Raw genomic sequence first — 21,074 nt, 5'->3', positions numbered from 1 at the left:
GAAATGAAACGTCGGGACATCCTCATTTCGTCTGGCGCCGCAGTGTTGGCGCGCGGCGCATTCGCGCAAGTCGGCAACACGCCGGTGCGCATCCTCGTGGGCGCACCGGCCGGCGGCTCGACCGACACGCTGGCGCGCTCCCTGGCGGCCAGCATGGGCCCGGCGCTCGGCGGTCGCACCGTGATCGTCGAGAACAGGCCCGGCGCCGGCGGAAACATCGCGGCCGATGCGGTGGCCAAGGCCCCGCCCGATGGCAACACGCTGCTGATGAGCTTCACCAGCCACGCGATCAACGCGACGCTGTATCCGACGCTGCCTTTCGACCCGGTCAAGGACTTCACGGCACTGACCTGTGTCGCGACCTCGCCATCGGTCCTGGTCGCGAACCCGGCGGTCCCGGTGAAGGACGTGCGCGAGCTGATCACGCTGGCCAAGTCCAAACCGGGCCAGTTGAACTTCGCGATCGGCGGCATCGGCTCGTCGCTGCACATGGCGGGCGAGGCGTTCAAGATGCAGGCGGGGGTCTACATCGTGAACATCCCCTACCGAGGCACCGCGCCGGCCGTGCAGGACGTGCTCGGCGGCCAGGTGCAACTGATGTTCGCCGCGGTCGGCAACGTGCAACAGCACATCAAGGCCGGCAAGCTCAAGGCGCTCGGCGTGACATCGGCGAAGCGGCTGCCGGCCTTCCCGGATGTGCCCGCGATCGCAGAGACCTTGCCGGGCTACGAGTCGAGTGCCTGGTTCGGCCTGTTCGGGCCCGCGAACATGCCGCCCGAGGTGTCGAAGCGATTGAGCGACGCGGCGCGGCAGGCCATCAAGGACCCGGAGATGCGCAAGCGCCTCGACAGCGAGGGTGCGATTCCGGTCGGCGATGCGCCGGAGCCGTTCTCGGCTTTCGTGCAGGGCGAGATCAAGCGCTGGGCGAAGGTCGTCAAGTTTTCGGGGGCGAAGCCGGAATGAACGCCGCATTGCCTCAAACGCTGGCGCAGAAGCTTGTCGCCAAGGCCTGCGGGCGCGACACGGTCGGCGTCGGCGAGATCGTCACCTGCAAGGTCGACCTGGCGATGTTCCACGACTCCTCCGGCCCGCGACGCCTCAAGCCGATGCTCGAAGACCTCGGGGCCCGGATCTGGGATCGCTCGCGCGTGGTGCTCGTGATGGACCACTACGTGCCGGAGCGCGACGACGATTCGCGGCGCATCGTGCGCATCGCGCGCGAATGGGCGCGCGAGCAGGACTTGCCGCATGTCTACGACAGCCAGGGCATCTGCCACGTCGTGGTGCCGCAGCACGGCCACATCCGGCCCGGCATGTTCTGCGTCGGCGGGGATTCGCATTCACCGACGGGTGGCGCGTTCGGCGCGTACATGTTCGGCGTCGGCAGCACCGAGATGCTCGGCGTGATGGTCACCGGCGAGATCTGGCTGCGCGTGCCCGAGACGATCCGCATGGGGTGGGACGGCGCGCTGTCCGCGGGCGTGACGGCGAAGGACATGATGCTGCACATGATCGGCCGCTTCGGCATGAACGGCGGGCGCTACCAGGCGATCGAGTTCTGCGGGCCGGCCGTGATGGCGCTGTCGATGCAGGAGCGCATGACGCTGTCGAACATGAGCGCGGAGCTGGGCTCGCAGGTCGGCCTGATCGCACCGGATGCCACGACGGCCGCGTTCCTGGTGCAGGCAGGCGTCCCGCGCGTGGACACGGCGCGATGGTTCACCGACGAGGACGCCCGGTTCACCGAACACCGGTTCGATGCGTCGACGCTGGAGCCCTACGTCGCCGCGCCGCACAGCCCCGCCAACGCGCATGGCGTGAGCAAGTACACGGGCACGGCCATCGACGTGGCCTACATCGGCGCCTGCACCGGCGCCAAGCTGGAGGACCTTCGCGCCGCGGCGGAAGTGTTGCGCGGGCACAAGGTGGCCCAAGGCGTGCGCTTCATCGTCGCGCCCGCGAGCCTGCAGGACCAGGAGCAGGCGCGGCAGGAGGGTGTGCTGCAAGCCCTGCTGGATGCTGGCGCCGAACTCTTCCCGACCACTTGCGGGGCCTGCGCCGGCTACGGCGATGCCATGGGCGACGACGTCACGGTGATCTCCAGCACGGCGCGCAACTTCAAGGGTCGCATGGGTTCGCCGAGTGCGCAGGTCTATCTGGGTTCGCCGTACACGGTGGCGGCTTCGGCATTGCGTGGTTGCGTGAGCGATCCACGGGAGGTGTTGGCATGAGCAAGCGCATCGGGCCCGGCTCGACCCATCGCGTCTGGCGCCTGGGCGCCGACATCGACACCGACGTGCTCGCACCCGGGCATGCGATGAAGCATGGCATCGACAAGATCGCGGCCTATTGCCTCGAATCCGTGCGACCCGAGTTCGCGAGCGCGGTGCGCGGTGGCGACGTGATCGTGGCGGGGCCGAACTTCGGCATCGGCTCATCGCGCGAGCAGGCTGCGGCGGTGCTGGTCAAGCTGGGCGTCTCGGCGGTGATTGCCCCGTCCTACAGCGGTCTCTACTTTCGCAATGCGATCAACCTCGGGCTGCTATTGCTGACCTGCGCGCAGGTGGACGTGATTCAGGAGGGCGACCGCATCCGCATCGACACCGGTGAACCCGCGGTGATCGCGCCCAACGGCATGCGCCTGGCCTGCGAGCCGGTGCCCGCCTTTCTCATGGACATGGTGCGCGCAGGCGGCCTCATGAACCAACTGCGCCAGCGCGCCGGCAAGGAACCCCTCGATGTCTGACCAGCCTCCCGTGATGGACCCCGTCACGCTCGCCGTCCTGCGCGGCCGCCTCGAACAGGTGGCCGACGAAATGGATGCGACGCTCTACCGCAGTGCCTTCAATCCCATCATTGCCGAGGCGCACGATGCCTGCCACGGCCTCTACGACGCGGCCACGGGCGACACGCTGATCCAGGGCAAGTCCGGCCTGCCGGTGTTCGTCGGCGCGATGGCCTTCGCGGTGCGTGCCACCGTGGCCGCGGCGAATCCGCGCGGCGGCATGAAGGAAGGCGAGACCTGGATCACCAACGACGCCTATGACGGCGGCACGCATGCCAACGACTTCAAGCTGGTGCGGCCCTTCTACCGCGGCGGCAAGCTCTGGTGCTACATGGCCTCGGCCGCGCACTGGCACGACGTGGGCGGCGCGGTGCCGGGCAACTACAACCCGGCCGCCACCGAATGCTGGCAGGAGGCGGTGCAGATCCCGCCGGTGCGCATCGTGCGCGATGAGCGCATCGATGAAGACGTGCTCGCCATCCTGCGCGCCAACACGCGCCTGCCGGCCAGCCTCTGGGGCGACCTCAACGGCCAGCTGGCCGCGCTGGAACTCGGTGCGCGGCGCCTGAACGGCCTGCTCGACGAATACGGCGACGACCTCGTGCTGCAAGCCATGACGGAGTTGCGCAGCCGCGCACTGAAGCTGATGCGCTCGCACATCGCCTCGCTGCCGGACGGCCGCTACAGCTTCGAGGACGTGCTCGACAACGACGGCATCACCAACGTGCCGCTGACCATCGCGCTCGACATGACGGTGGCCGGCGACCGCCTGCTGCTCGACTTCTCGCGCACCTCGCCGCAGTGCGCCGGGCCGGTCAACATCTCTCGCGCCACGGCGATCGCGGCCTGCTACGTCGCACTCAAGCACCTGTTCCCCGACGTGCCGGCCAATGCCGGCGTGCTGGATGCCGTCGACTTCGTGCTACCGGACCGCCTTGTCATCAGCGCCGAGCGCCCGCGCCCGGTCGGCGGCTACACCGAGACCATCCTGCGCATGATCGACGTGATCTTCAGCGCGGCCGCGCAGGCCGACCCGACGCGCGCCGTGGCGCAGGCTTACGGCACCATCAATGCGCTGTCGATCGCGGGGCATCGTTCCGACAAGGGACGCGAAGGGCAGCAGTGGGTGATGTTCAGCTTCTTCGGCGGCGGGCATGGCGCGCATTCGGGTGGCGACGGCTTGTCGCACGGCAATGCGCCGATCTCGACGGCGACGATCCCGCCGTTGGAAATCCTCGAGGCCGCGTACCCGGTGCGCTTCACCGAATGGTCGCTGCGCGGCGGCTCCGGCGGCGACGGCCAGTACCGAGGCGGACTCGGCGCCGTCTACGAGATCGAACTGCTCGAGAAGGATGCCGAGGTCTTCGTCTTCGGTGAACGCGGCAGTTCGCCGCCCAAAGGCATCGCGGGCGGCGGTCCGGGCGCGATGAACGTGTTCCGCTACGAGAACGATGGCGCATGGAACGTGCCGCCGATGCTCTCGAAGATGCGCGGCATCCGCCTCGCGCGTGGCGAGCGGGTGCGGCTGGAGACGCCCGGCGGCGGCGGCTGGGGCCCCGCATCCCTGCGCGACGAGGCGCAGCGGCAGCGGGACCGCGCGATGGGCTATGCCGCCAATGACGGCACCGATGACGAAAGCGCCTGAATGAACGCAACAGTTGAAAGCAGGGACCGCTCATTGATCGTGGGCGTCGATGTCGGCGGAACCTTCACCGACCTCTTCGTGCTCGATGAAGCCGAGGGCACGGCACGCATCGTCAAGGTGCCGTCGACGCGCGGCGAGGAAGCGCGCGGCTTCATGAACGGCGTGGCGCGCGTGGCCGATTCGGCCGCGGCCATCTCGACCATCGTGCATGGCACCACGGTCGGCACCAACGCCCTGCTGGAACGCAAGGTGGCCCGCACCGGCATCATCACGACGCGCGGATTCAGGGACGTGCTGGAGATGCGCCGGCGCGACCGGCCGCAGACCTGGGGCCTGCGCGGCAGCTTCGTGCCGATCGTGCCGCGCGAACTGCGCCGCGAGGTCGATGAGCGCGTGCTGGCCGACGGCACGCTGCACACGGCGGTCGACCTCGAACAGGTGCGCGCCGAGACCCGCGCCTTGCTCGACGCCGGTTGCGAGGCGGTCTGCGTGTTCTTCATCAACACCTATGCCAACCCGGAAAACGAACGCCTCGCCGTCGCGGCCGTGCGCGCGCTGTGGCCCAACCCGCACGTGACCTCGGCCTGCGAAGTGCTGCCCGAGATCCGCGAGTTCGAGCGCTGCTCGACGGCCACGCTCAACGCCGCGTTGCAGCCCGTGGTCGGCAAGTACCTTGAACGTCTCGAATCCGACCTGCGCGCGCACGGCTTCGCCGGCGAGCTGCTGGTGGTGCAGAGCAACGGCGGGGTCATGTCGCGCCAGACCGCGAGCGACCTGCCGGTGCGCACCGCGCTGTCAGGCCCGGCCGCGGGCGTGATCGCCTGCGCCGCCATTGCGCGCGCAGCCGGCTTTCCGAACGTGATCACCGGGGACATGGGAGGCACCTCCTTCGACGTGTCGCTGGTGGCCAGTGGCGAGGCCGCGCTCGCGGCGCAGACGGCCATCGAGTTCGGCATGGTGATCCGCTCGCCGATGATCCAGATCGAGACCATCGGCGCGGGTGGCGGCTCGATCGCGTCGGTGGATGCGAGCGCCATGCTGCAGGTCGGGCCCGAATCGGCCGGCAGCGTGCCGGGGCCGGCGTGCTATGGCCGCGGCAACATGCGCCCGACCGTGACCGATGCCAACGTGCTGCTGGGCCGCATCGCGGCGGACAGGCCGCTCGGTGGCGGCCTGCTCGCGGCGCTGGATGCGCAGAAGTCGCGGCAGGCCATCGAGGACCATGTGGCCGGGCCGCTGGGACTGGACGTGTACGCGGCGGCCGAGGCGATCCTCACCGTGGCCAACGCGCGCATGGCCGGTGCGATCCGGTTGGTGTCGATCGAGAAGGGCCACGATCCGCGCCGCTTCGCCTACATGCCCTTCGGCGGCGGCGGCGCGCTGCATGTCTGCGCCATGATGCGCGAGGTCGGCGTGACCACGGGCATCGTGCCGCGCTACCCCGGCGTGACGTCGGCGCTGGGCTGCGTGATCGCCGACATGCGGCACGACGCGGTGCAGACGCTCAACAAGCCGCTGGACGAACTCGATGTCGGCGAAGTCGGGCGGCGGATCGCCGAGCTGTCGGCATCGTGCCAGCAGCGACTGGAATCGTCGGGCGTGCGTTTCGACGAGGTGCGCGAGATGGTGGCCTTCGACATGCTCTATGCCGGGCAGACGCACACGCTGCCGGTGCCCATGGCGCAAGACAGCACGGCAACGCTCACGCGCGATGGCATCCAGCACGCATTCGAGCAGGCCTATGCATCGGCCTTTGGCCGCGTGCTCGACGGCATCGCCATCCGCGTGATGAACCTGCGCTATGCGCGTATCGGCGTGCGGCCCAAGTTCGACCTGGCCGTGCTCGCGCCCCATGGCGTCGGCTGCACCGAGCCGCTGGGCACGCAACGCGTGTTCCATCATGGCGAATGGCATGAAGCGCTGCGCTTTGCGCGGCTCGACTTGCCGGTGGGCGCGCGGGTCGATGGCCCGGCGATCCTGGAACAGGCCGACACCACCGTGTGGCTGGAGCCCGGCTTCCAGGCCGAGGTCGATGCCTTCGGCAATCTGCTGGTGAGCCTGAAATGAGCGCGCACCCCATGCCCGTCGTCGCGCGGAACACGGCGCTGGTCATCATCGACCTGCAGAACGACTTCCTGCATCCCGAAGGCGCCTATGCGCGCGGTGGCGACTCGAATCCGCCGGCCTTGTTGCTGCCCGCGCGCGTTGCCGAGGTGGCGCGTGCGCTCAAGGCCGCGGGCGGCATGGTGGCTGCGAGCCAGTTCACGCTGTGGCCCGATCCGACCGGTGAGCCGATGGTGTCGCCGCATCTGAGAGCATTGCGCCCTTATTTGAAGAAGGGCGACTTCGCGCCCGGCAGTTGGGGCCAGGAGAACGTGGACGAACTGGAGGAACTGGTCGACCTGGTGGTCTGCAAGGTGGCCTATTCGGCCTTCTTCCACACGCAACTCGACTGGGTGTTGCGCCGGGGCGGCATCGACACGGTGGCCGTATGCGGCATCGTCACCAACGGCGGCGTGGCCAGCACCGTGCGCGATGCGCACATGCGCGACTACCGGACGCTGGTGCTGGACGACGGCTGCGCGGCCTTCGGCGTGGAACGGCACGAGGTCTCGCTCGCCGACATGCGCAACGTGGCGGAGGTGACCGACTGCGCCGGCTTCGTCCAGCTGCTGGAATGACGACGCCGCATCGCAGCATTCGCCGGGCGTCCCGCATTGATGCGCAGGTGCATGCCAGCGTGGCCATCGTGGGTGGCGGCGCCTGCGGGCTCACGGCGGCGTTGATGCTGCATGACGCGGGCATCGACTGCGTGGTGCTGGAGCGTGACGCGGCGCCGGGCGGCTCGACCGCGCTGTCCTCCGGCTTCATACCTGCGCCGGGCACGCGTGCGCAGCGAGCGCGGGGTGTCGAGGACAGCGCCGGGCTGTTCGCTCGGGACATCCAGGCCAAGGCGCATGGCCGCGCCATGCCTGCGCTGGTGGATGCGTACGCGCGTTCCATCGGCCCTGCGCTCGATGCGTTGCAGGAGCGGCATGGCCTCGAATGGATGCTGCTCGACGGCTTTCTCTATCCGGGACACAGCGTGCATCGCATGCATTCGATGGGGCAGAAAACGGGCACCGCACTGATGGCGGCCCTGCAGTCTGCCGTCGATGCGGCCGGCATTCCGGTGCTGACGCAAGCCGTGGTGGAAAGCCTCTGGTTCGACGCCGACGACCGCGCCATCGGCGTCGGCTACCTGCGCCCCGACGGTCAGGAAGAGCGGCTGGGTTGCGATGCGCTCGTGCTGGCCTGCAACGGCTTCGGAGGCAATCCGGAGATGGTGCGCAGCCTGCTCCCCGAAATGGCCGACGCGACATTCGGCGGACACGTGGGCAACGACGGCAGCGCCATCCTCTGGGGTGAAGCGCTGGGCGCGCGCCTGCGCGACCTTGGCGGCTACCAGGGGCACGGCTCGTGGGTCACGCCGCAGGGCGCGCTGATGACATGGGCCGTGATGATGGAAGGCGGCATCCAGGTCAACAGGGAAGGGCGGCGCTTTCATGACGAGACGCAGGGTTACTCGGAAGCGGCCGTGCATGTGCTCTCGCAGCCGGGCGGCATCGCGTGGAACGTGTTCGATCCGCCCTTGCTGGCGCTGGCGCGCGGCTTCCCGGATTTCTGCGAAGCAGAAGCTGCGGGTGCGTTGCGACGCTTCGATTCGGTGGCCGGATTGGCGGCATGCATGGGTTGCGATGCGTCCGTGTTGCAAGGCACGCTGGATGCCATGCGAGGCGCCGCGCCGCAGGCGGATGGACGCGTCTTCAAGCGCGGGCTCGATGCGCCTTTCTACGCGGTGAAGGTCACGGGCGCTCTGTTCCACACGCAGGGCGGGCTCGACATCGATAGCGACACCCGCGTGCTCCGGCAGGATGGCTCGCCACTGCCCAACCTGTTCGCGGCCGGCGGCGCGGCAGGGGGCGTATCGGGCGACGTGGTCTGGGGCTACCTCTCGGGCAACGGCCTGCTGAGCGCCGTCGCCGGCGGCTACATCGCGGCGCGCTCGGCGGCCGCGCTGATCATCAAAGCAAGGAAGCAAATGCCATGGCCAACATCACCCTGAAGGCGCGCCTCGCGTCGAGCGATATCGTGCTGGCGCCCGGCGTGTACGACGCCCTGAGCGCGCTGGTCGCGCAGCAGGCCGGCTTCGAGGCGCTGTACCTGTCTGGCGCGTCGATCGCGTACACGCTGCTGGGCCGCTCCGACGTGGGCCTCACCACTTTCACCGAGGTCGCCGATGCGCTGGCCCGCATCACCGAGCGCGTGAGCCTGCCCGTGATCATCGATGCCGATACGGGCTTCGGCAATGCGCTCAACACGCAGCGCACGGTGCGCGGCTTCGAACGCGCGGGCGCGGCGATGATCCAGATCGAGGACCAGACTTTCCCCAAGCGCTGCGGCCACCTCGATGGCAAGACCGTGGTGAGCCAGCAGGAGATGGTCGGCAAGCTGAAGGCGGCGCTCGATGCCCGCAGCTCGGCCGACACGCTGATCCTTGCGCGCACCGACGCGGTGGCCGTCGAAGGCCTGGCGGCCGCGCTGGACCGGGCCGAGGCATACCTGGAGACCGGCGTCGACGCACTCTTCATCGAGGCATTGCGATCGCCTGGGCAGATGGATACGGCCTGCCGCCGCTTCGCCCATCGCATCCCCATGCTCGCCAACATGGTCGAAGGCGGCAAGACCCCGATCCAGGATGCCGATGCGCTGCAGGCGCACGGCTTTCGCATCGCGATCTTTCCGGGCGGCACCGCGCGTGCCGTGGTCCATACCTTGCAGGGCTACTACGCGAGCCTGAAGCAGCACCGCACCACCGAGCCGTGGCGCGAGCGCATGCTCGACTTCGACGGGCTCAACGAGGTGATCGAGACGCCGGCGTTGATGGCGCTCGGCAAGCGGTACGAGTAGCGCTCGGGGACAATGCGCCGATGGCCCAAGGCAAACGAATCTCTGTCGACATCCACGACGACGCGCTGCGCGCCATCAAGGACATGGGCGCTGCGGCAAGGCAGGGCCGCATTGCTGCCGGCGAGGGCCAGGCCGCGGCGGCCGCGCGGCTTGGCGTGCACGTCCAGACGATCGCGCGCATCGAATCGGGCGAGCCGGGCGTCGCGATAGGCCATGTGCTCGGCATGCTGGCACTCTACGAGATTCCGGTGTCGCTGCATCGGCCTGGCATCGATCCCCTTCGATAAAAAAGTGTGAAGGCAAGCCAAGCCGAATTCACGCCACGCAACGGCATTGGACTCGACACTGGCCGCACATCACGATTCGAGACATGCCATGAAATCACTCCTCGCCCGCTGCGCCCTCGCGCTTGCTGCGCTCCTCCCACTCGGCACCGTTGCCGTCGCAGCCGACGCGTACCCCAGCAAGCCCATCAGGATCCTGGTCGGCTACAGCGCGGGCGGCGCGGTCGATGCCATTGCGCGCTCGGTCGGGCAGCGCATGGCCGTGACCCTGGGCCAGCCGGTGGTGGTGGAGAACAGGCCGGGCGCCGGCACCAATATCGCGGTGAAGGCGCTCACCACCAGCGCGCCGGATGGCTACACCTTGCTGCTGGCGGCCAATGCGCTGGCGGTGAACCCTTCGCTGTTCCAGCCCGCGCCGTATGACCTCGACCGCGAGTTCACGCCGATCGCGCTGGTCGGCCGCGTGCCGGTGGTGTTCGCGGTGGGCGAGGGCTCGCCGATCAAGACGCTCGCGCAACTGGTCGCGACGGCCAAGGCCAGGCCGGACAGCATCCGCGTCGCCACGCCGGGCAATGGCTCCACGCCGCACCTGGCGATGGAACTGTTCCAGCACACCGCCGGCCTGCAGTTGACCCATGTGCCTTACAAGGGTGGCGCGCAGGCGCTCACAGATGTGCTCGGCGGCCATGTCGACGTGGTGGCCGTCAATGCGCTGGAGGTGCTGCCGCTGGCCAAGTCCGGCAAGCTGCGCGTGCTCGCCGTGATGAGCGCTGACCGGTCGGCCGTGCTGCCGGGCGTGCCGACGGTGGCCGAGTCTGGCTATCCGGGTTTCGAAGCCAGCGTCTGGTACGGCTTTGTCGCGCCGGCCGGCTTGCCTGCACCCGTCCTGGCCAAGTTGCACGACGCGGTGCAGAAGGCGATCCAGTCGGCGGAGGTGAAGGAGCAACTGGCCGCGGCCGGCGGCGTGCCGCTGCCCGGGCCGACGGCGCAGTTCGAGAAGCTGCTCAAGAGCGACGCTGCGCGCTACGGCAAGCTGATCCGCGACGCCAGCATCAAGCCCGATTGAAAAGGCTCAAGCGCCGGGCGCCGGGGATCAAGGCGGCGCACGCCACCCAGGAGACGGTATGAGGAATGCGATCAGGTTCATCTGCTCGATGGCCACGAAGGGGTTGCTGGAGGAACTCGCGGCGGCTCATGCGCAACGCAGCGGCGTGGCTGTCTCGGTCGAGGCGGTCGGAGGCGTCGAAGCGGCGCGGCGGGTGGCGGCGGGCGAGGTGTTCGACGTGGTGGCGCTGGCTTCGGATGCCATCGACAAGCTCGTCGACGCAGGCCGGCTCGATGGGGCCGGCAAGGTCGACCTGGTTCGCTCCGGCGTGGGCGTGGCGGTGCGCGCGGGCGCGGCGCGGCCGGATATTTCCACCGGGGACGCACTGCGGAGGGCGGTGCGCGAGGCTTCCATCGTCGCCTATTCGACGGGGCCCAGCGGCGTGGCGCTGATGGCGATGTTCCAGCGCTGGGGCATCGAGGCCGAGTTGCAGGGACGGCTGGTGCAGGCGCCTCCCGGCGTGCCGGTCGGCTTGCTGATTGCACGGGGTGAGGCGGCGCTGGGCTTCCAGCAGATGAGCGAACTCATCGGCCTCGCGGGCATCGACCTCATCGGCCCCTTGCCAGCCGAGAGCCAGATCACGACGATCTTCTCCGCCGCCCCAGGCATTGGAGGCGCGCAATCGGAGGCGGTGCGCGCCTTGCTCGACTTCATGGACTCGGAAGACTGTGCCGATGCCAAGCGAAGGCACGGCATGCAGCCGGCCTGATCGAACCACGGAGACACTCCACATGGGACGGCTGATCGGCAAGGCGAGCGGCGACTGTTGACCGGAAATCCCGCCGGACTCAGCCTATGCGGAATGAGAAGGCGTGGCGTGGAGTTCCACCCCCAAGGCTCGCAGAAGTCTGAGAACTGTGTCATAGCGCGGTTTGGCGCCAGGTGCCAGCGCCTTGTAGAGGCTCTCGCGCCCAAGACCGGCGTCCTTGGCCAGTCGGGACATTCCGCGCGCCTTCGCAACATCGGCAATGGCCTGGAGAAAGACGGCGGGATTCTCGTCCTCCAAGGCGGCATTGATGTATTCCGCGATGACTTCGTCCGTATCCAGGTAATCGGCGGCATCAAATGCAGCAACGTTTTTCATATCAGATCCCCATGCTCGCCAAGAGCGCCTTGGCCCGCTTGATGTCCCGCGACTGGGTCGATTTGCTGCCACCGCACAACAGCAGGTACACGACGTCGCCCTTGCGAGCGAAGTAAACCCTGTAGCCTGCCCCGACGTGTATTCGCATCTCCGAGATGCCAGTGCCCACGGGTTCACAGTCACCAAAACTTCCTAGCTCGGCCGACCGAATTCGGGCAATGACTCGGGCACGGCCCGCTGGGTCACGCAATGCGCTCAGCCAAGCGTCGAATTCTGAAGTCCGCAGGAAAGTGACTACGGGATGAATCGTATCCATATGGATACAAAAGTCAAGCGCAAGCAGAAATTCTCCAATCCAGGACCCCGCGATAAGTAATTCCCCTCAGGTTCCCGTCAGAGTTCGGTCAGGCTCCACGCAGGAACATCGAGTTATCCCAGCTGGTGAATGGCCGATCGTTCCGGCCTGACTGGCGAGGGTGTCAATTACCGGAGACAACTCGTTGTGCATATGAACAGAAACATAGTCAGGGGAATCTTCCTCATGGCGATTGCGCTGGCCTTCGGCCTGCAATCATTGCGTTATCCGATCGGCGACTTCAGCCGCGCGGGGCCGGGCTTGTTCCCCGCCATGATCAGCTCGCTGTTGTTCGTCATCGGCCTGGTCTCGCTGATCCGGGCCTTCTTCGTCGACTCGGTCAAGCTGAACCTCAACTTCAGGAACATCGCGATCATCATGGCGAGCCTCTGCGGCCTCGCGTTGATCTCCACCTACGTGAACATGATCGCCGGGATCATCTTCCTGGTGTTCTGCTCCACCATGGCCGGCACCTCCTACTCCTGGATGCGCAACGTCAAGATCACCGCCGGCCTGCTCCTGATGGCGCTGGCGCTCCAAAAAGGGCTTGGCCTCAACCTGCCGCTGTACTGACATGGAAGCCCTCCACAACCTCGCGTTCGGCTTCGAGCACGCACTGACCTACTCGAACCTCCTCTACTGTGCCATCGGCTGTGTCGTCGGCACGCTCGTCGGCCTGCTGCCCGGCCTCGGCCCGCTGGCCACGATCAGTCTGCTGCTGCCGCTGACCTATTCGATCCCGACCACCGGCGCGCTCATCATGCTGGCCGGCATCTACTACGGCGCGCAATACGGCGACAGCGTGAGCGCCATCACGATGAAGATCCCGCATGCCAGCAGCATCGTGGCCTGCATCGACGGCTACCAGATGACGCTGAAGGGCAAGACCGGCCTCGCGCTGTTCACGGCGGGCGTCTCCAGCTTCATCGGCGGCACCGTCGCCATCCTGGTGCTGACCTTCCTGGCGCCGACGCTGGGCGAAGTGGCCTTCCTGTTCGGCCCGGCCGACTACTGCGCAATGATGCTCGTGGGCTTCGTGTGCGTGAGCTTCGTGACCACCGGCAGCCTGCTCAACGGGCTGGCCATGGCGATGGTCGGCGTGTTGCTCGGACAGATCGGCACCGACGTGAACAGCGGCACAGCGCGCTTCACGATGGATCTTCCGTTCCTGTTCGACGGCGTGGGCGTGGTGAGCATCGCGCTCGGCTGCTTCGGCATCGCCGAGGTCACCAAGAACCTCGACTCGCGCGAGGAGCGCTCGCCCTTCAACGGCAAGATCAACCTGATCCCCACCTGGGCGGAGTTCAAGCGGATCATCCCGAGCGCATTGCGCGGCAGCGTGGTCGGTTCCTTCCTCGGCATCCTGCCCGGCGGCGGCCCGACCATCGCGCAGTTCGCGGCCTACGCGATCGACAAGAAGGTCAGCAAGTACCGGGACGAGATCGGCACCGGCTGCATCGAAGGCGTGGCGGGTCAGGCCGCGGCCGACGAAGCCGCCGCGCGCACCAGCTTCATCCCGCTGATGAGCATCGGCATCCCCGAGAACGCGGTGATGGCGCTGATGCTGGCCGCCTTCATCATCAAGGGCATCCAGCCGGGCCCGAACATGATCGCGGCGCACCCCGAGCTGTTCTGGGGCCTGGTGGCCAGCATGTGGGTGGGCAATGTGTTCCTGCTGGTGCTGAACGTGCCGCTGGTGCGCTACTGGCTGTCGGTGTTCAAGATCCCGTACGCCGTGCTGTTCCCGTCGATCCTGTTCTTCTGCTGCATCGGCACCTACAGCGTGAACAACAGCATGGAAGACATCTACATCACGGCTGCGTTCGGTCTCATGGGCTACATGTTCATGCGACTGGAGCTGGACCCTTCGCCGCTCATGCTGGGCTTCATCCTCGGGCCGATGCTGGAGGAGAACTTCCGCCGCGCCATGCTCCTGAGCCGGGGCAGCTTCGGCACCTTCGTCCAGCGTCCGATCTCCGGCACGCTGATGGCGTTGATTGCCATCTTCGTGATCTGGCAACTGGTGGCATTCGTGCGGCAGGTGCGCAAGAAGAAGATGCTGCCGGGAGACCAGGCGCCTGTCGATCCGATCGAGCAGCCTGCGGGCTGATCGCCGACCGGCGCTCGAAGGCACCGGGGACGCCGCGCGGCAAGCGTCCTAGCGATTCTCCCCGTGCGCCGGGCCTCCCGCGCGACGGGGCGGAATCGAGCAAGCCAGCACCCCAGCCGCCACCAGCGCGATCAGCCCGGTGGCGGCAATGCCCAGTGCCAGCGACATGCTGGCCGCCAGCAAGGACAGCAGGGCGGGGCCGGAGGATGATCCGATGTCCGACATCAGACGCCACACGCCGAGGAAGTGCGCCCGCCCGTGGCGAGGCGAGTGGTCCGCGCCCAGCGTCATGATCAACCCCGAGCCGATGCCGTTGCCAAAGCCGATCGCCAGCGCGGCCACCAGCAGCGTGGCGAAGCCGGTGGTCAGCGGCATCAGCAGCATCGCGATACCCATGACCAGCATCGACGGCACCGCGACCCAGCGCCGGCCCTTGTGGTCCATCACCTTGCCCGCCGGATAGAAGACCAGCATGTCGATGCCGCCGGCCAGGCCATAGACCAGCGAGGCCACCGCGGGCGCCAGCGCCAGGTGCTCGGCCCACAGGGGAATGACGGCCTGGCGAGAGGCCCGCACGGCACTCACCAGCACCACGCCCACGCCCACGGTCAGGAAGGCGCGGTGGTGGTCGCGCAGCGTCGAGACGAGGGTGGGAGCTGCCGGTGCGTCCTGCCCGGCCGGGTGCGGTGGCGCCTCCAGGTCCGGAATGCGCGCGCCGATGGCCGCTGCGCCCAGCACGCCCGCAATGCCGATGGCGTAGGCCGCCGACAGTCCGAAGGCATGCACCGCCGCGGCCGCCAGGAAGGGACCGATGAACATGCCGATGCGCATCACGCCGCCGAGCGTGGACAGGGCCCGCGCCCGGTACATGACCGGCACCGCCTCCGTCATGTAGCTCTGCCGCGCGAGGTTGTAGACGGCCTGCGACATGCCCACCATCAGGCAGCCCGCGGCGAACAGGCCCAGGTGCGAGGTGAAGATGCACAAGGCCATGCCCAGGCCGCTCCAGATGCCTGCCACGACGATGGCCCAGCGCTCGCCCCAGCGCATGGTGATCAGCGATGCGGGGATGTTGTTGAGCAGCGAGCCGATGCTGATCAGCGCGACCACCAGCGCGGCCATCGAGACCGAGGCACCGAGGTCACGTGCCGTGAGCGGGACGATGGGGAGGATGGCGCCTTCGCCGATGCCGAAGAGCAGGGAGGGGCCGAAGGCCGGGATGGCGATCTTGCGGAGGGAGAACTCGGGCTGGGCGGAGGAGGCGGGCAGGGAAGGGGGAGCCATGCCGGATTGTCATGGCGCGCCGGCGTGGGCGCAGGAGCCCGCGGGATTGTCCGACGCGCCTGCTCAGCGTGGGCTCAAAGCTGCTCCGACGGATCGAAGTCCAACTCCACCTTGGCCCCGTTCGGGTCGAGGCAGAACAGCTGCCAGGTGCCGGCACCCGCTTGTTGCCGCAGGTCGTACTTGATGCCGCTCGCGTCAAAGCGCGCCTTCACCTCGCGCAGGCCTTGCGCGGTGAAGGCCATGTGGTCGATCACGCCGGTGCGTTGCGCCGGCACCGGGCGGCCGAAGTACATGTGCAGCACCGCCTGCGGGCCAGTGCCGTAGAGCCAGGCGCCGGGAAAGCCGAGGTCGGGCCGGTGGCCGACCTTGAGGCCGAGCAGGCCGGTGTAGAAGTCCAGCGTCTTCTGCTCGTCTTCCGCGGTGATGGTGAAGTGGTTCATGCCGACGATCATGGGCGCTCTCCATTGAGTGTGTGGTTCATCATGGCACCAGCACGAGCGCACCCGTGGTGGCGCGCGATTCGAGCCGCGCGTGCGCCTGCGCAGCGGCGTCGAGCGAGAAGCGTTCGATGGGCGGCGGCCGGATCGCGCCCTCGGCCAGCGCATTCCACACGCGCTGCGCGCGCTCGGCCAGTTGCGCCTGCGTCGACACATAGTCGAACACCACGGGCCGCGAGAAGCTCAGCGACTTTGCCACCAGCGCATCAGGGGCAAGCGGCGTCAGCGGGCCGCTGGCCTGCCCCAGGCTGATCCAGTGGCCGCGGCGGGCGAGGGCGGCCAGGTTCTCGTCGCGGGCGGCATCGCCCAGCCCGTCGATCACCACGTCGGCGCCGCCGCAGAGGCGCTGCACCGTGTCGGCAAAGCGGTAGTCGCGTGTGACGATGACGTGCTCGCAGCCGTGATCGCGCGCGACGCGGGCCTTGGCATCGCTCGACACGGTCCCGATCACGACCGCGCCCAGCCTGCGCGCCCAATGGCACACCAGCAGCCCCACGCCACCCGCTGCCGCATGAACCAGCAGGCGCGTGCCGCGCTGCACGCGCCCCAGGTCATGCAGCAGGTAGTCGGCCGTGATGCCCTTGAGCAGCAGCGCGGCGGCCATCTCGTCTTCCACTGCCGCCGGCAGCCGCACCACCCATTCGGCCGGCACGCTGCGCACGCCACAGTAGGCGCCCGGCACGGAGCCGAGGTAGGCCACCCGGTCGCCGGCCAGGAAGCCGGAGACGTTCGGCCCGACATCGATCACGCCACCGGCCGCCTCCATGCCCAGCACGCCCGGCGAACTTGCAGACACCGGCAGCATCTGCGGCACCCAGCCGCGCCGGAGGTACACGTCGATGAAGTTGATGCCGATGGCGCGCTGCCGGATGCGGACTTCGCCCGCGCGGGGCGGCGCGGCATCGGTGTTTTCCGCTTGCAGTTCTTCCGGCCCGCCGTAGCGCTTCAACACCACGCGGCGCGTCGACGCGGGCAGCGCGGTTGGCATGGCGCCACCACGGCCCGTGCCCAGGTCGCTGCCCTGCAGCAGATGCTGTCGCAGGTTGTCGAAGCCGGTCTCGTACACGCCCTTGGCCACCGTCTCGCGCAACTCGCGTTCCATGCCCGGCGGCGTCGCGAAGGTCGACTCCCAATGCCAGAAGGTGCGGTTGCCGTCGGTTACGGGCTTGAGCGTCACCGTGGCCACGTAGCGCTGCAGCGGCAACGTGGCTTCGACGATGCAGTAGGTGCTCTTGTGCTGCGTGTCGTCCAGTGTCAACAGTTGCTCGCGGATGCGGTTGCCGTCCTTCAGCGTGAAACTGCGCACGCACCCGACCTGGTCGCTGCGTTCGTTGCCTTCGATGCGGCTCTCCGCGATGGCGCTGTGCCACTGGTCGTGGCTGTTGAAGTCGCGCAGCACCGCCCACACGCGTTCGATAGGCGCGTCGATGATGGTGGAGCGGACGACTTTCTGCAGCATGTGCCCGGGCTACTTCTTGAACTTGAGCTTCGATCCGTCGAAGGTGCTGACCATGGCGGCCATCAGCCCGTTCTTCGTGATGTAGGCGTCGGAACCCGTGTAGGGCTCTTCGAGGAAGGCGGCTTCGGCTTTCCAGTTCATGGCGATCGTGTCGCCCACCTGGATGGCGCTGACCTTGCTGAAGCGGATGCCCTTCAATCCGTCCGGCGGCGCCTTGACGAAACCGGCGAACAACTCGCCGACGGCCGCGCGGCCCTTGACGACCTGGCCGTTGGGCAGGTGGATCTGCGCATCGTTCGGGTATTGCGCCATCAGGCGGTTCCAGTCGGACTTGTTGAGCGCGTCGATGTGCTCGGCGATCACTTTCTCGACGGTGGGCTGCTTCTTCAACGGCGGCAGCTTCATCGGTTCGGACCATGCGCCGGAGGCGCAGAGGCCCATCGCGCAGACCACTGCCAATTCCTTGAGTCGCTTCATCGTGGATGACCTTCCAGGCGCGGTCTCTGGTGGGAAAGCTTCAACGCGCGGACCGCTTCAATGCGTCGAAGCCTGCTTGAAAGACACCGTTGCCGATCGAGTCGGTCAGCTCGCGCTCGCGGCCGGCATCGCAATCGAATTCGGCACTCCATTCGGCGAAGCTGCGTGCGCCATCGGTCACCGGCGTGAGCTTGAGCGTGGCGACGTAGTTGGTCACGCCCATCGGGCTTTCGAGGATCTCGTAGGTGCAGCTGTATTCGTAGTCCGACAGGGCCAGCAGCCGTTCGCGGATCATGCCGCCGTCCTTCAGGTGGAAGTGGCGGATGCAGCCGATGCGGTCGGCCGGCTGGCCGTTCTCGATGCGGCTGTCGGCGATGAGCGGATGCCACTTCGGCAGGCCGTTGAAGTCGCGGATGCGCGACCACACGTTGTCGGCGCTGGCATCGATGACGCTCGACACATAGACATTCACCATGCGCTATTCCTTGGGCGCCGCCGAGGGCAGGGCGGCCTGCGAGCCGCTGGCATTGCCGACCAGCCGCTGGATGTCGCCGCCCTCGATGCCGATCTCGCGCAGCAACTGGTCGACCAGCGGCGCCTGCGCACGAAAGCGCAGCGCGGAGTTGACCATGCCATCGGCGAAGCCGCCGCCCTCGCCATTGACCGAGCCGCCGCCCTGCGAGCCGCCGAGGCCATCGACGTGCATGATCTTGATGCTCTCGATGCGCTCCATCGGCCGCACCGATTCGCGGATGATGGCCTCGGCCTTCTCCACGAGCTTCATGCGCAGCGCGGACATGCGCGCTTCCGGCGTGAGCATGTTGTGCGACTCGTTCATCATGCGGGCCGCATCGGCTTCGATCTCCGCCCGCACGCGCATTGCCATCGAGCGGATCTTGTCGGCGTCCGCATCGGCCTCGGCCTGGGCGCGGATGGCGGCGCCGCGGGCCGTGCTGGCCTGGCTTTCCGCCTGTGCGGAGGAGGTCAGCCGCAGCGCATCGCGTTCCGCAACCTGCGCTGCGCCGATCAGGTCGATGGCCTTCTTGCGCTCGGCCATCTCGACCTCGCGGGCGGTGAAGACCTTTTCCTCCGCCGACACCGCGAGTGCGCGTGCCGTCTCCGCCTCGGCCACCGCCTCGCTCTGCGCCTTGCTTTCGCGCGCCACCGAGATCGCGCGCTGCTGCTCGGCCAGTTCGAGCGAGGTGCGTCGCTCGATCTCCGCACTCTGGATCGCGCGTTCCTTGCCGATGCGGCCTTCCTCGATCGTCTGCTCGGAGCGGATGCGCGCCGTGTCGATGCTTTGCTTGGCCATGATCTGCGCGTTCTCGGACTCCTGCTCGCGCTGGGCGCGCTCGGTCGACACCTCGGCACGCTGGCGGGCGCGGGCCATCTCCAGTTCGCGCTGCTGCGCGAGCCGCGCGTGCTCGCTCTCGCGGTCGATGTCGAGCGAGAGCTTCTCGGCTTCGAGGTTCTTGTTGCGGATGGCGATCAGCGTGTCCTGCTCGACGTCGTTGCGCTGCTTCTTGCGATGCTCGATCTGCTCGGTCAGGCGCGTCAGGCCCTCGGCGTCGAAGGCGTTGCTGGGGTTGAAGAATTCCATGCCGGTCTGGTCGAGCTGCGTGAGCGAGGCGGCTTCGAGTTCCAGGCCGTTCTTCGTCAGGTCTTCGGCCACGGCATCTCGCACGCGCTTGACATAAGCGCCGCGCTTCTCGTGCAGCTCTTCCATCGTCATCTCGGCGGCGGCGGTGCGCAATGCGTCGACGAACTTGCCTTCGACCAGTTCCTTCAACTGCTCCGGTTCCATGGTGCGCAGGCCGAGCGTCTGCGCTGCGGCGGCGACGGCCTCTTCACTGGTGGCCACGCGCACATAGAACTCGGCGATCACGTCGACACGCATGCGGTCGCGCGTGATGAGCGCCTTGTCTCGGCCGCGGCTCACTTCGAGGCGCAGCGTGTTCATGTTGACCGGGATCACGTCGTGCACGATCGGCAGCACGAACGCGCCGCCGCCGAGCACCACCTTCTGCCCGCCGAGGCCGGTGCGCACGAATGCGCGTTCCTTCGAGCTGCGCAGGTAGAGCCAGTGCAGGAGCCAGACCGCGATGGCCACGACGATCGCGACCACGATCAGCCCGAGGATGAAACTTCCGAATTGAGCGCCTGACATGGGTGTCGTCTCCATTGATCCAGTGATGTGTCTCTCTATCGCGCGATCTCGACGAAGCGTCGCGTGGTCTCGGTCAGCGCCACCTCGGTGGGCAGGCGCTCCATCGAGCTTGCGCCGTAGAAGCCGGCGCAGCTCGGGCAGTTGGCAAGGATGTAGGCCGCATCGTCCGGCGTGGCGATGGGGCCGCCGTGGCACAGCACGATGGCCTGTGGGTTCACTGCGTGCGCGGCCGCTGCCCAGGCGTTGACCAGGGGCACGCAGTCGCTCAGCTTGAGGGCGGTGTCGGCACCGATCACGCCGCCGGTGGTCAGGCCCATGTGGCACACGATGATGTCGGCGCCCACGCCGGCCATGGTGCTCGCCTCGGCCGCGTTGAAGACGTAGGGCGTGGTCAGCAGGTCGAGTGCATGGGCCTTCGCGATCAGCTCGACCTCCAGCGCGTAGCCCATGCCGGTCTCCTCGAGGTTGGCGCGGAAGGTGCCGTCGATGAGGCCGACCGTCGGAAAGTTCTGGATGCCCGAGAAGCCGAGCCCGATGAGCCGCTGCAGGAATTCGTCCGGGATCATGAAGGGATCGGTGCCGTTCACCCCGGCCAGCACCGGCGTGTGCCGGACCACCGGCAGCACCTCGTGCGCCATCTCGCAGACGATCTCGTTGGCATTGCCGTAGGCCATCAGCCCCGCGAGCGAGCCGCGCCCGGCCATGCGGTAGCGGCCCGAGTTGTAGATGACGATGAGGTCGATGCCGCCGGCCTCCTCGCACTTGGCCGACAGCCCGGTGCCGGCGCCGCCGCCGATGATCGGTTTGCCGGCCGCGATCTTGGCGCGGAAGCGTTCGAGCAGCGTGGTGCGTGCGATGCGGGGCATGGTGCG

Annotated in this window: 22 protein-coding genes; 13 read left to right on the top strand and 9 right to left on the bottom strand. The window is 67.9% G+C overall.

Annotation, left to right across the window (positions count from 1 at the left end; genetic code table 11):
* Positions 1-3: 3 nt before the first annotated feature.
* From HCU76_RS04190 to HCU76_RS04140, 11 genes are all read left to right on the top strand, one after another.
* Positions 4-963 carry a tripartite tricarboxylate transporter substrate binding protein gene (locus HCU76_RS04190; RefSeq protein WP_218508565.1) on the top strand — a complete coding sequence of 320 codons (960 nt, stop codon included), beginning with the start codon at positions 4-6 and terminating at the stop codon, positions 961-963.
* Positions 960-2,231 (top strand): 3-isopropylmalate dehydratase large subunit, encoded by a 1,272-nt coding sequence (locus tag HCU76_RS04185; RefSeq protein WP_218508564.1) that lies wholly within the window; start codon positions 960-962, stop codon positions 2,229-2,231. The genes HCU76_RS04190 and HCU76_RS04185 overlap by 4 nt, the downstream gene beginning before the upstream one ends.
* Positions 2,228-2,746: a 3-isopropylmalate dehydratase gene (locus tag HCU76_RS04180; protein WP_218508563.1), complete on the top strand. Its 519-nt coding sequence runs from the start codon at positions 2,228-2,230 to the stop codon at positions 2,744-2,746. The genes HCU76_RS04185 and HCU76_RS04180 overlap by 4 nt, the downstream gene beginning before the upstream one ends.
* Complete coding sequence (locus HCU76_RS04175; protein ID WP_218508562.1) at positions 2,739-4,430, top strand: hydantoinase B/oxoprolinase family protein; 1,692 nt, start codon at positions 2,739-2,741, stop codon at positions 4,428-4,430. Before HCU76_RS04180 ends, HCU76_RS04175 begins: the two co-directional genes overlap by 8 nt.
* Positions 4,431-6,497 (top strand): hydantoinase/oxoprolinase family protein, encoded by a 2,067-nt coding sequence (locus HCU76_RS04170; RefSeq protein WP_218508561.1) that lies wholly within the window; start codon positions 4,431-4,433, stop codon positions 6,495-6,497.
* Positions 6,494-7,111, top strand: coding sequence for a cysteine hydrolase family protein (locus tag HCU76_RS04165; RefSeq protein ID WP_218508560.1), 618 nt, complete (start codon positions 6,494-6,496; stop codon positions 7,109-7,111). Before HCU76_RS04170 ends, HCU76_RS04165 begins: the two co-directional genes overlap by 4 nt.
* Positions 7,108-8,535 (top strand): FAD-dependent oxidoreductase, encoded by a 1,428-nt coding sequence (locus HCU76_RS04160; RefSeq protein WP_218508559.1) that lies wholly within the window; start codon positions 7,108-7,110, stop codon positions 8,533-8,535. The genes HCU76_RS04165 and HCU76_RS04160 overlap by 4 nt, the downstream gene beginning before the upstream one ends.
* Positions 8,517-9,380, top strand: a complete 864-nt coding sequence (locus tag HCU76_RS04155) for an oxaloacetate decarboxylase (RefSeq protein ID WP_218508558.1) — start codon at positions 8,517-8,519, stop codon at positions 9,378-9,380. The genes HCU76_RS04160 and HCU76_RS04155 overlap by 19 nt, the downstream gene beginning before the upstream one ends.
* 20 nt (positions 9,381-9,400) lie before the next feature.
* On the top strand, positions 9,401-9,667 hold the full coding sequence (locus HCU76_RS04150) for a helix-turn-helix domain-containing protein (protein ID WP_218508557.1): 267 nt from the start codon (positions 9,401-9,403) through the stop codon (positions 9,665-9,667).
* An 88-nt stretch (positions 9,668-9,755) separates the two neighbouring features.
* Positions 9,756-10,730 (top strand): tripartite tricarboxylate transporter substrate binding protein, encoded by a 975-nt coding sequence (locus HCU76_RS04145; protein ID WP_218508556.1) that lies wholly within the window; start codon positions 9,756-9,758, stop codon positions 10,728-10,730.
* 58 nt (positions 10,731-10,788) lie between these two features.
* A complete protein-coding gene (locus tag HCU76_RS04140; RefSeq protein ID WP_256353985.1) occupies positions 10,789-11,478 on the top strand; it encodes a substrate-binding domain-containing protein in 690 nt (229 codons plus the stop codon).
* Between the two features lie 84 nt (positions 11,479-11,562).
* Here HCU76_RS04140 and HCU76_RS04135 read toward each other — a convergent pair whose 3' ends face one another.
* Complete coding sequence (locus HCU76_RS04135) at positions 11,563-11,853, bottom strand: addiction module antidote protein (RefSeq protein WP_213956475.1); 291 nt, start codon at positions 11,851-11,853, stop codon at positions 11,563-11,565.
* Position 11,854: 1 nt separating this feature from the next.
* On the bottom strand, positions 11,855-12,169 hold the full coding sequence (locus HCU76_RS04130; RefSeq protein ID WP_218508555.1) for a type II toxin-antitoxin system RelE/ParE family toxin: 315 nt from the start codon (positions 12,167-12,169) through the stop codon (positions 11,855-11,857).
* A 192-nt stretch (positions 12,170-12,361) separates the two neighbouring features.
* Here HCU76_RS04130 and HCU76_RS04125 point away from each other — a divergent pair, with 192 nt between their 5' ends.
* Positions 12,362-12,781, top strand: coding sequence for a tripartite tricarboxylate transporter TctB family protein (locus tag HCU76_RS04125; RefSeq protein WP_371319760.1), 420 nt, complete (start codon positions 12,362-12,364; stop codon positions 12,779-12,781).
* A gap of 1 nt (position 12,782) precedes the next feature.
* The gene (locus HCU76_RS04120) at positions 12,783-14,318 is read left to right on the top strand and encodes a tripartite tricarboxylate transporter permease (RefSeq protein WP_213956477.1); all 1,536 of its coding nucleotides are present in this window, start codon (positions 12,783-12,785) and stop codon (positions 14,316-14,318) included.
* 48 nt (positions 14,319-14,366) lie between these two features.
* Here HCU76_RS04120 and HCU76_RS04115 read toward each other — a convergent pair whose 3' ends face one another.
* The 7 genes from HCU76_RS04115 to HCU76_RS04085 all read right to left on the bottom strand — a co-directional run bounded on the left by HCU76_RS04115 (position 14,367) and on the right by HCU76_RS04085 (position 21,068).
* The gene (locus HCU76_RS04115) at positions 14,367-15,602 is read right to left on the bottom strand and encodes an MFS transporter (RefSeq protein WP_213956478.1); all 1,236 of its coding nucleotides are present in this window, start codon (positions 15,600-15,602) and stop codon (positions 14,367-14,369) included.
* A 74-nt stretch (positions 15,603-15,676) separates the two neighbouring features.
* The gene (locus HCU76_RS04110; RefSeq protein ID WP_218508554.1) at positions 15,677-16,054 is read right to left on the bottom strand and encodes a VOC family protein; all 378 of its coding nucleotides are present in this window, start codon (positions 16,052-16,054) and stop codon (positions 15,677-15,679) included.
* 28 nt (positions 16,055-16,082) lie between these two features.
* Complete coding sequence (locus tag HCU76_RS04105; protein WP_218508553.1) at positions 16,083-17,558, bottom strand: SRPBCC family protein; 1,476 nt, start codon at positions 17,556-17,558, stop codon at positions 16,083-16,085.
* A 9-nt stretch (positions 17,559-17,567) separates the two neighbouring features.
* The gene (locus tag HCU76_RS04100; RefSeq protein WP_218508552.1) at positions 17,568-18,035 is read right to left on the bottom strand and encodes a nuclear transport factor 2 family protein; all 468 of its coding nucleotides are present in this window, start codon (positions 18,033-18,035) and stop codon (positions 17,568-17,570) included.
* A gap of 40 nt (positions 18,036-18,075) precedes the next feature.
* Entirely contained in the window at positions 18,076-18,510 is a 435-nt protein-coding gene (locus HCU76_RS04095; RefSeq protein ID WP_218508551.1) for an SRPBCC family protein, read from the bottom strand.
* Positions 18,511-18,513: 3 nt separating this feature from the next.
* Complete coding sequence (locus HCU76_RS04090) at positions 18,514-20,202, bottom strand: flotillin family protein (RefSeq protein WP_213956483.1); 1,689 nt, start codon at positions 20,200-20,202, stop codon at positions 18,514-18,516.
* Between the two features lie 35 nt (positions 20,203-20,237).
* A complete protein-coding gene (locus tag HCU76_RS04085) occupies positions 20,238-21,068 on the bottom strand; it encodes a phosphoenolpyruvate hydrolase family protein (RefSeq protein ID WP_218508550.1) in 831 nt (276 codons plus the stop codon).
* Positions 21,069-21,074 lie beyond the last annotated feature (6 nt).

The sequence above is a fragment of the Variovorax sp. dw_308 genome (genome assembly GCF_019207085.1).
Lineage (GTDB): Bacteria > Pseudomonadota > Gammaproteobacteria > Burkholderiales > Burkholderiaceae_C > Variovorax.
The sequence above is the reverse complement of the archived record's forward strand: the minus strand, read 5'-3'. Positions and strand labels throughout refer to the sequence as shown.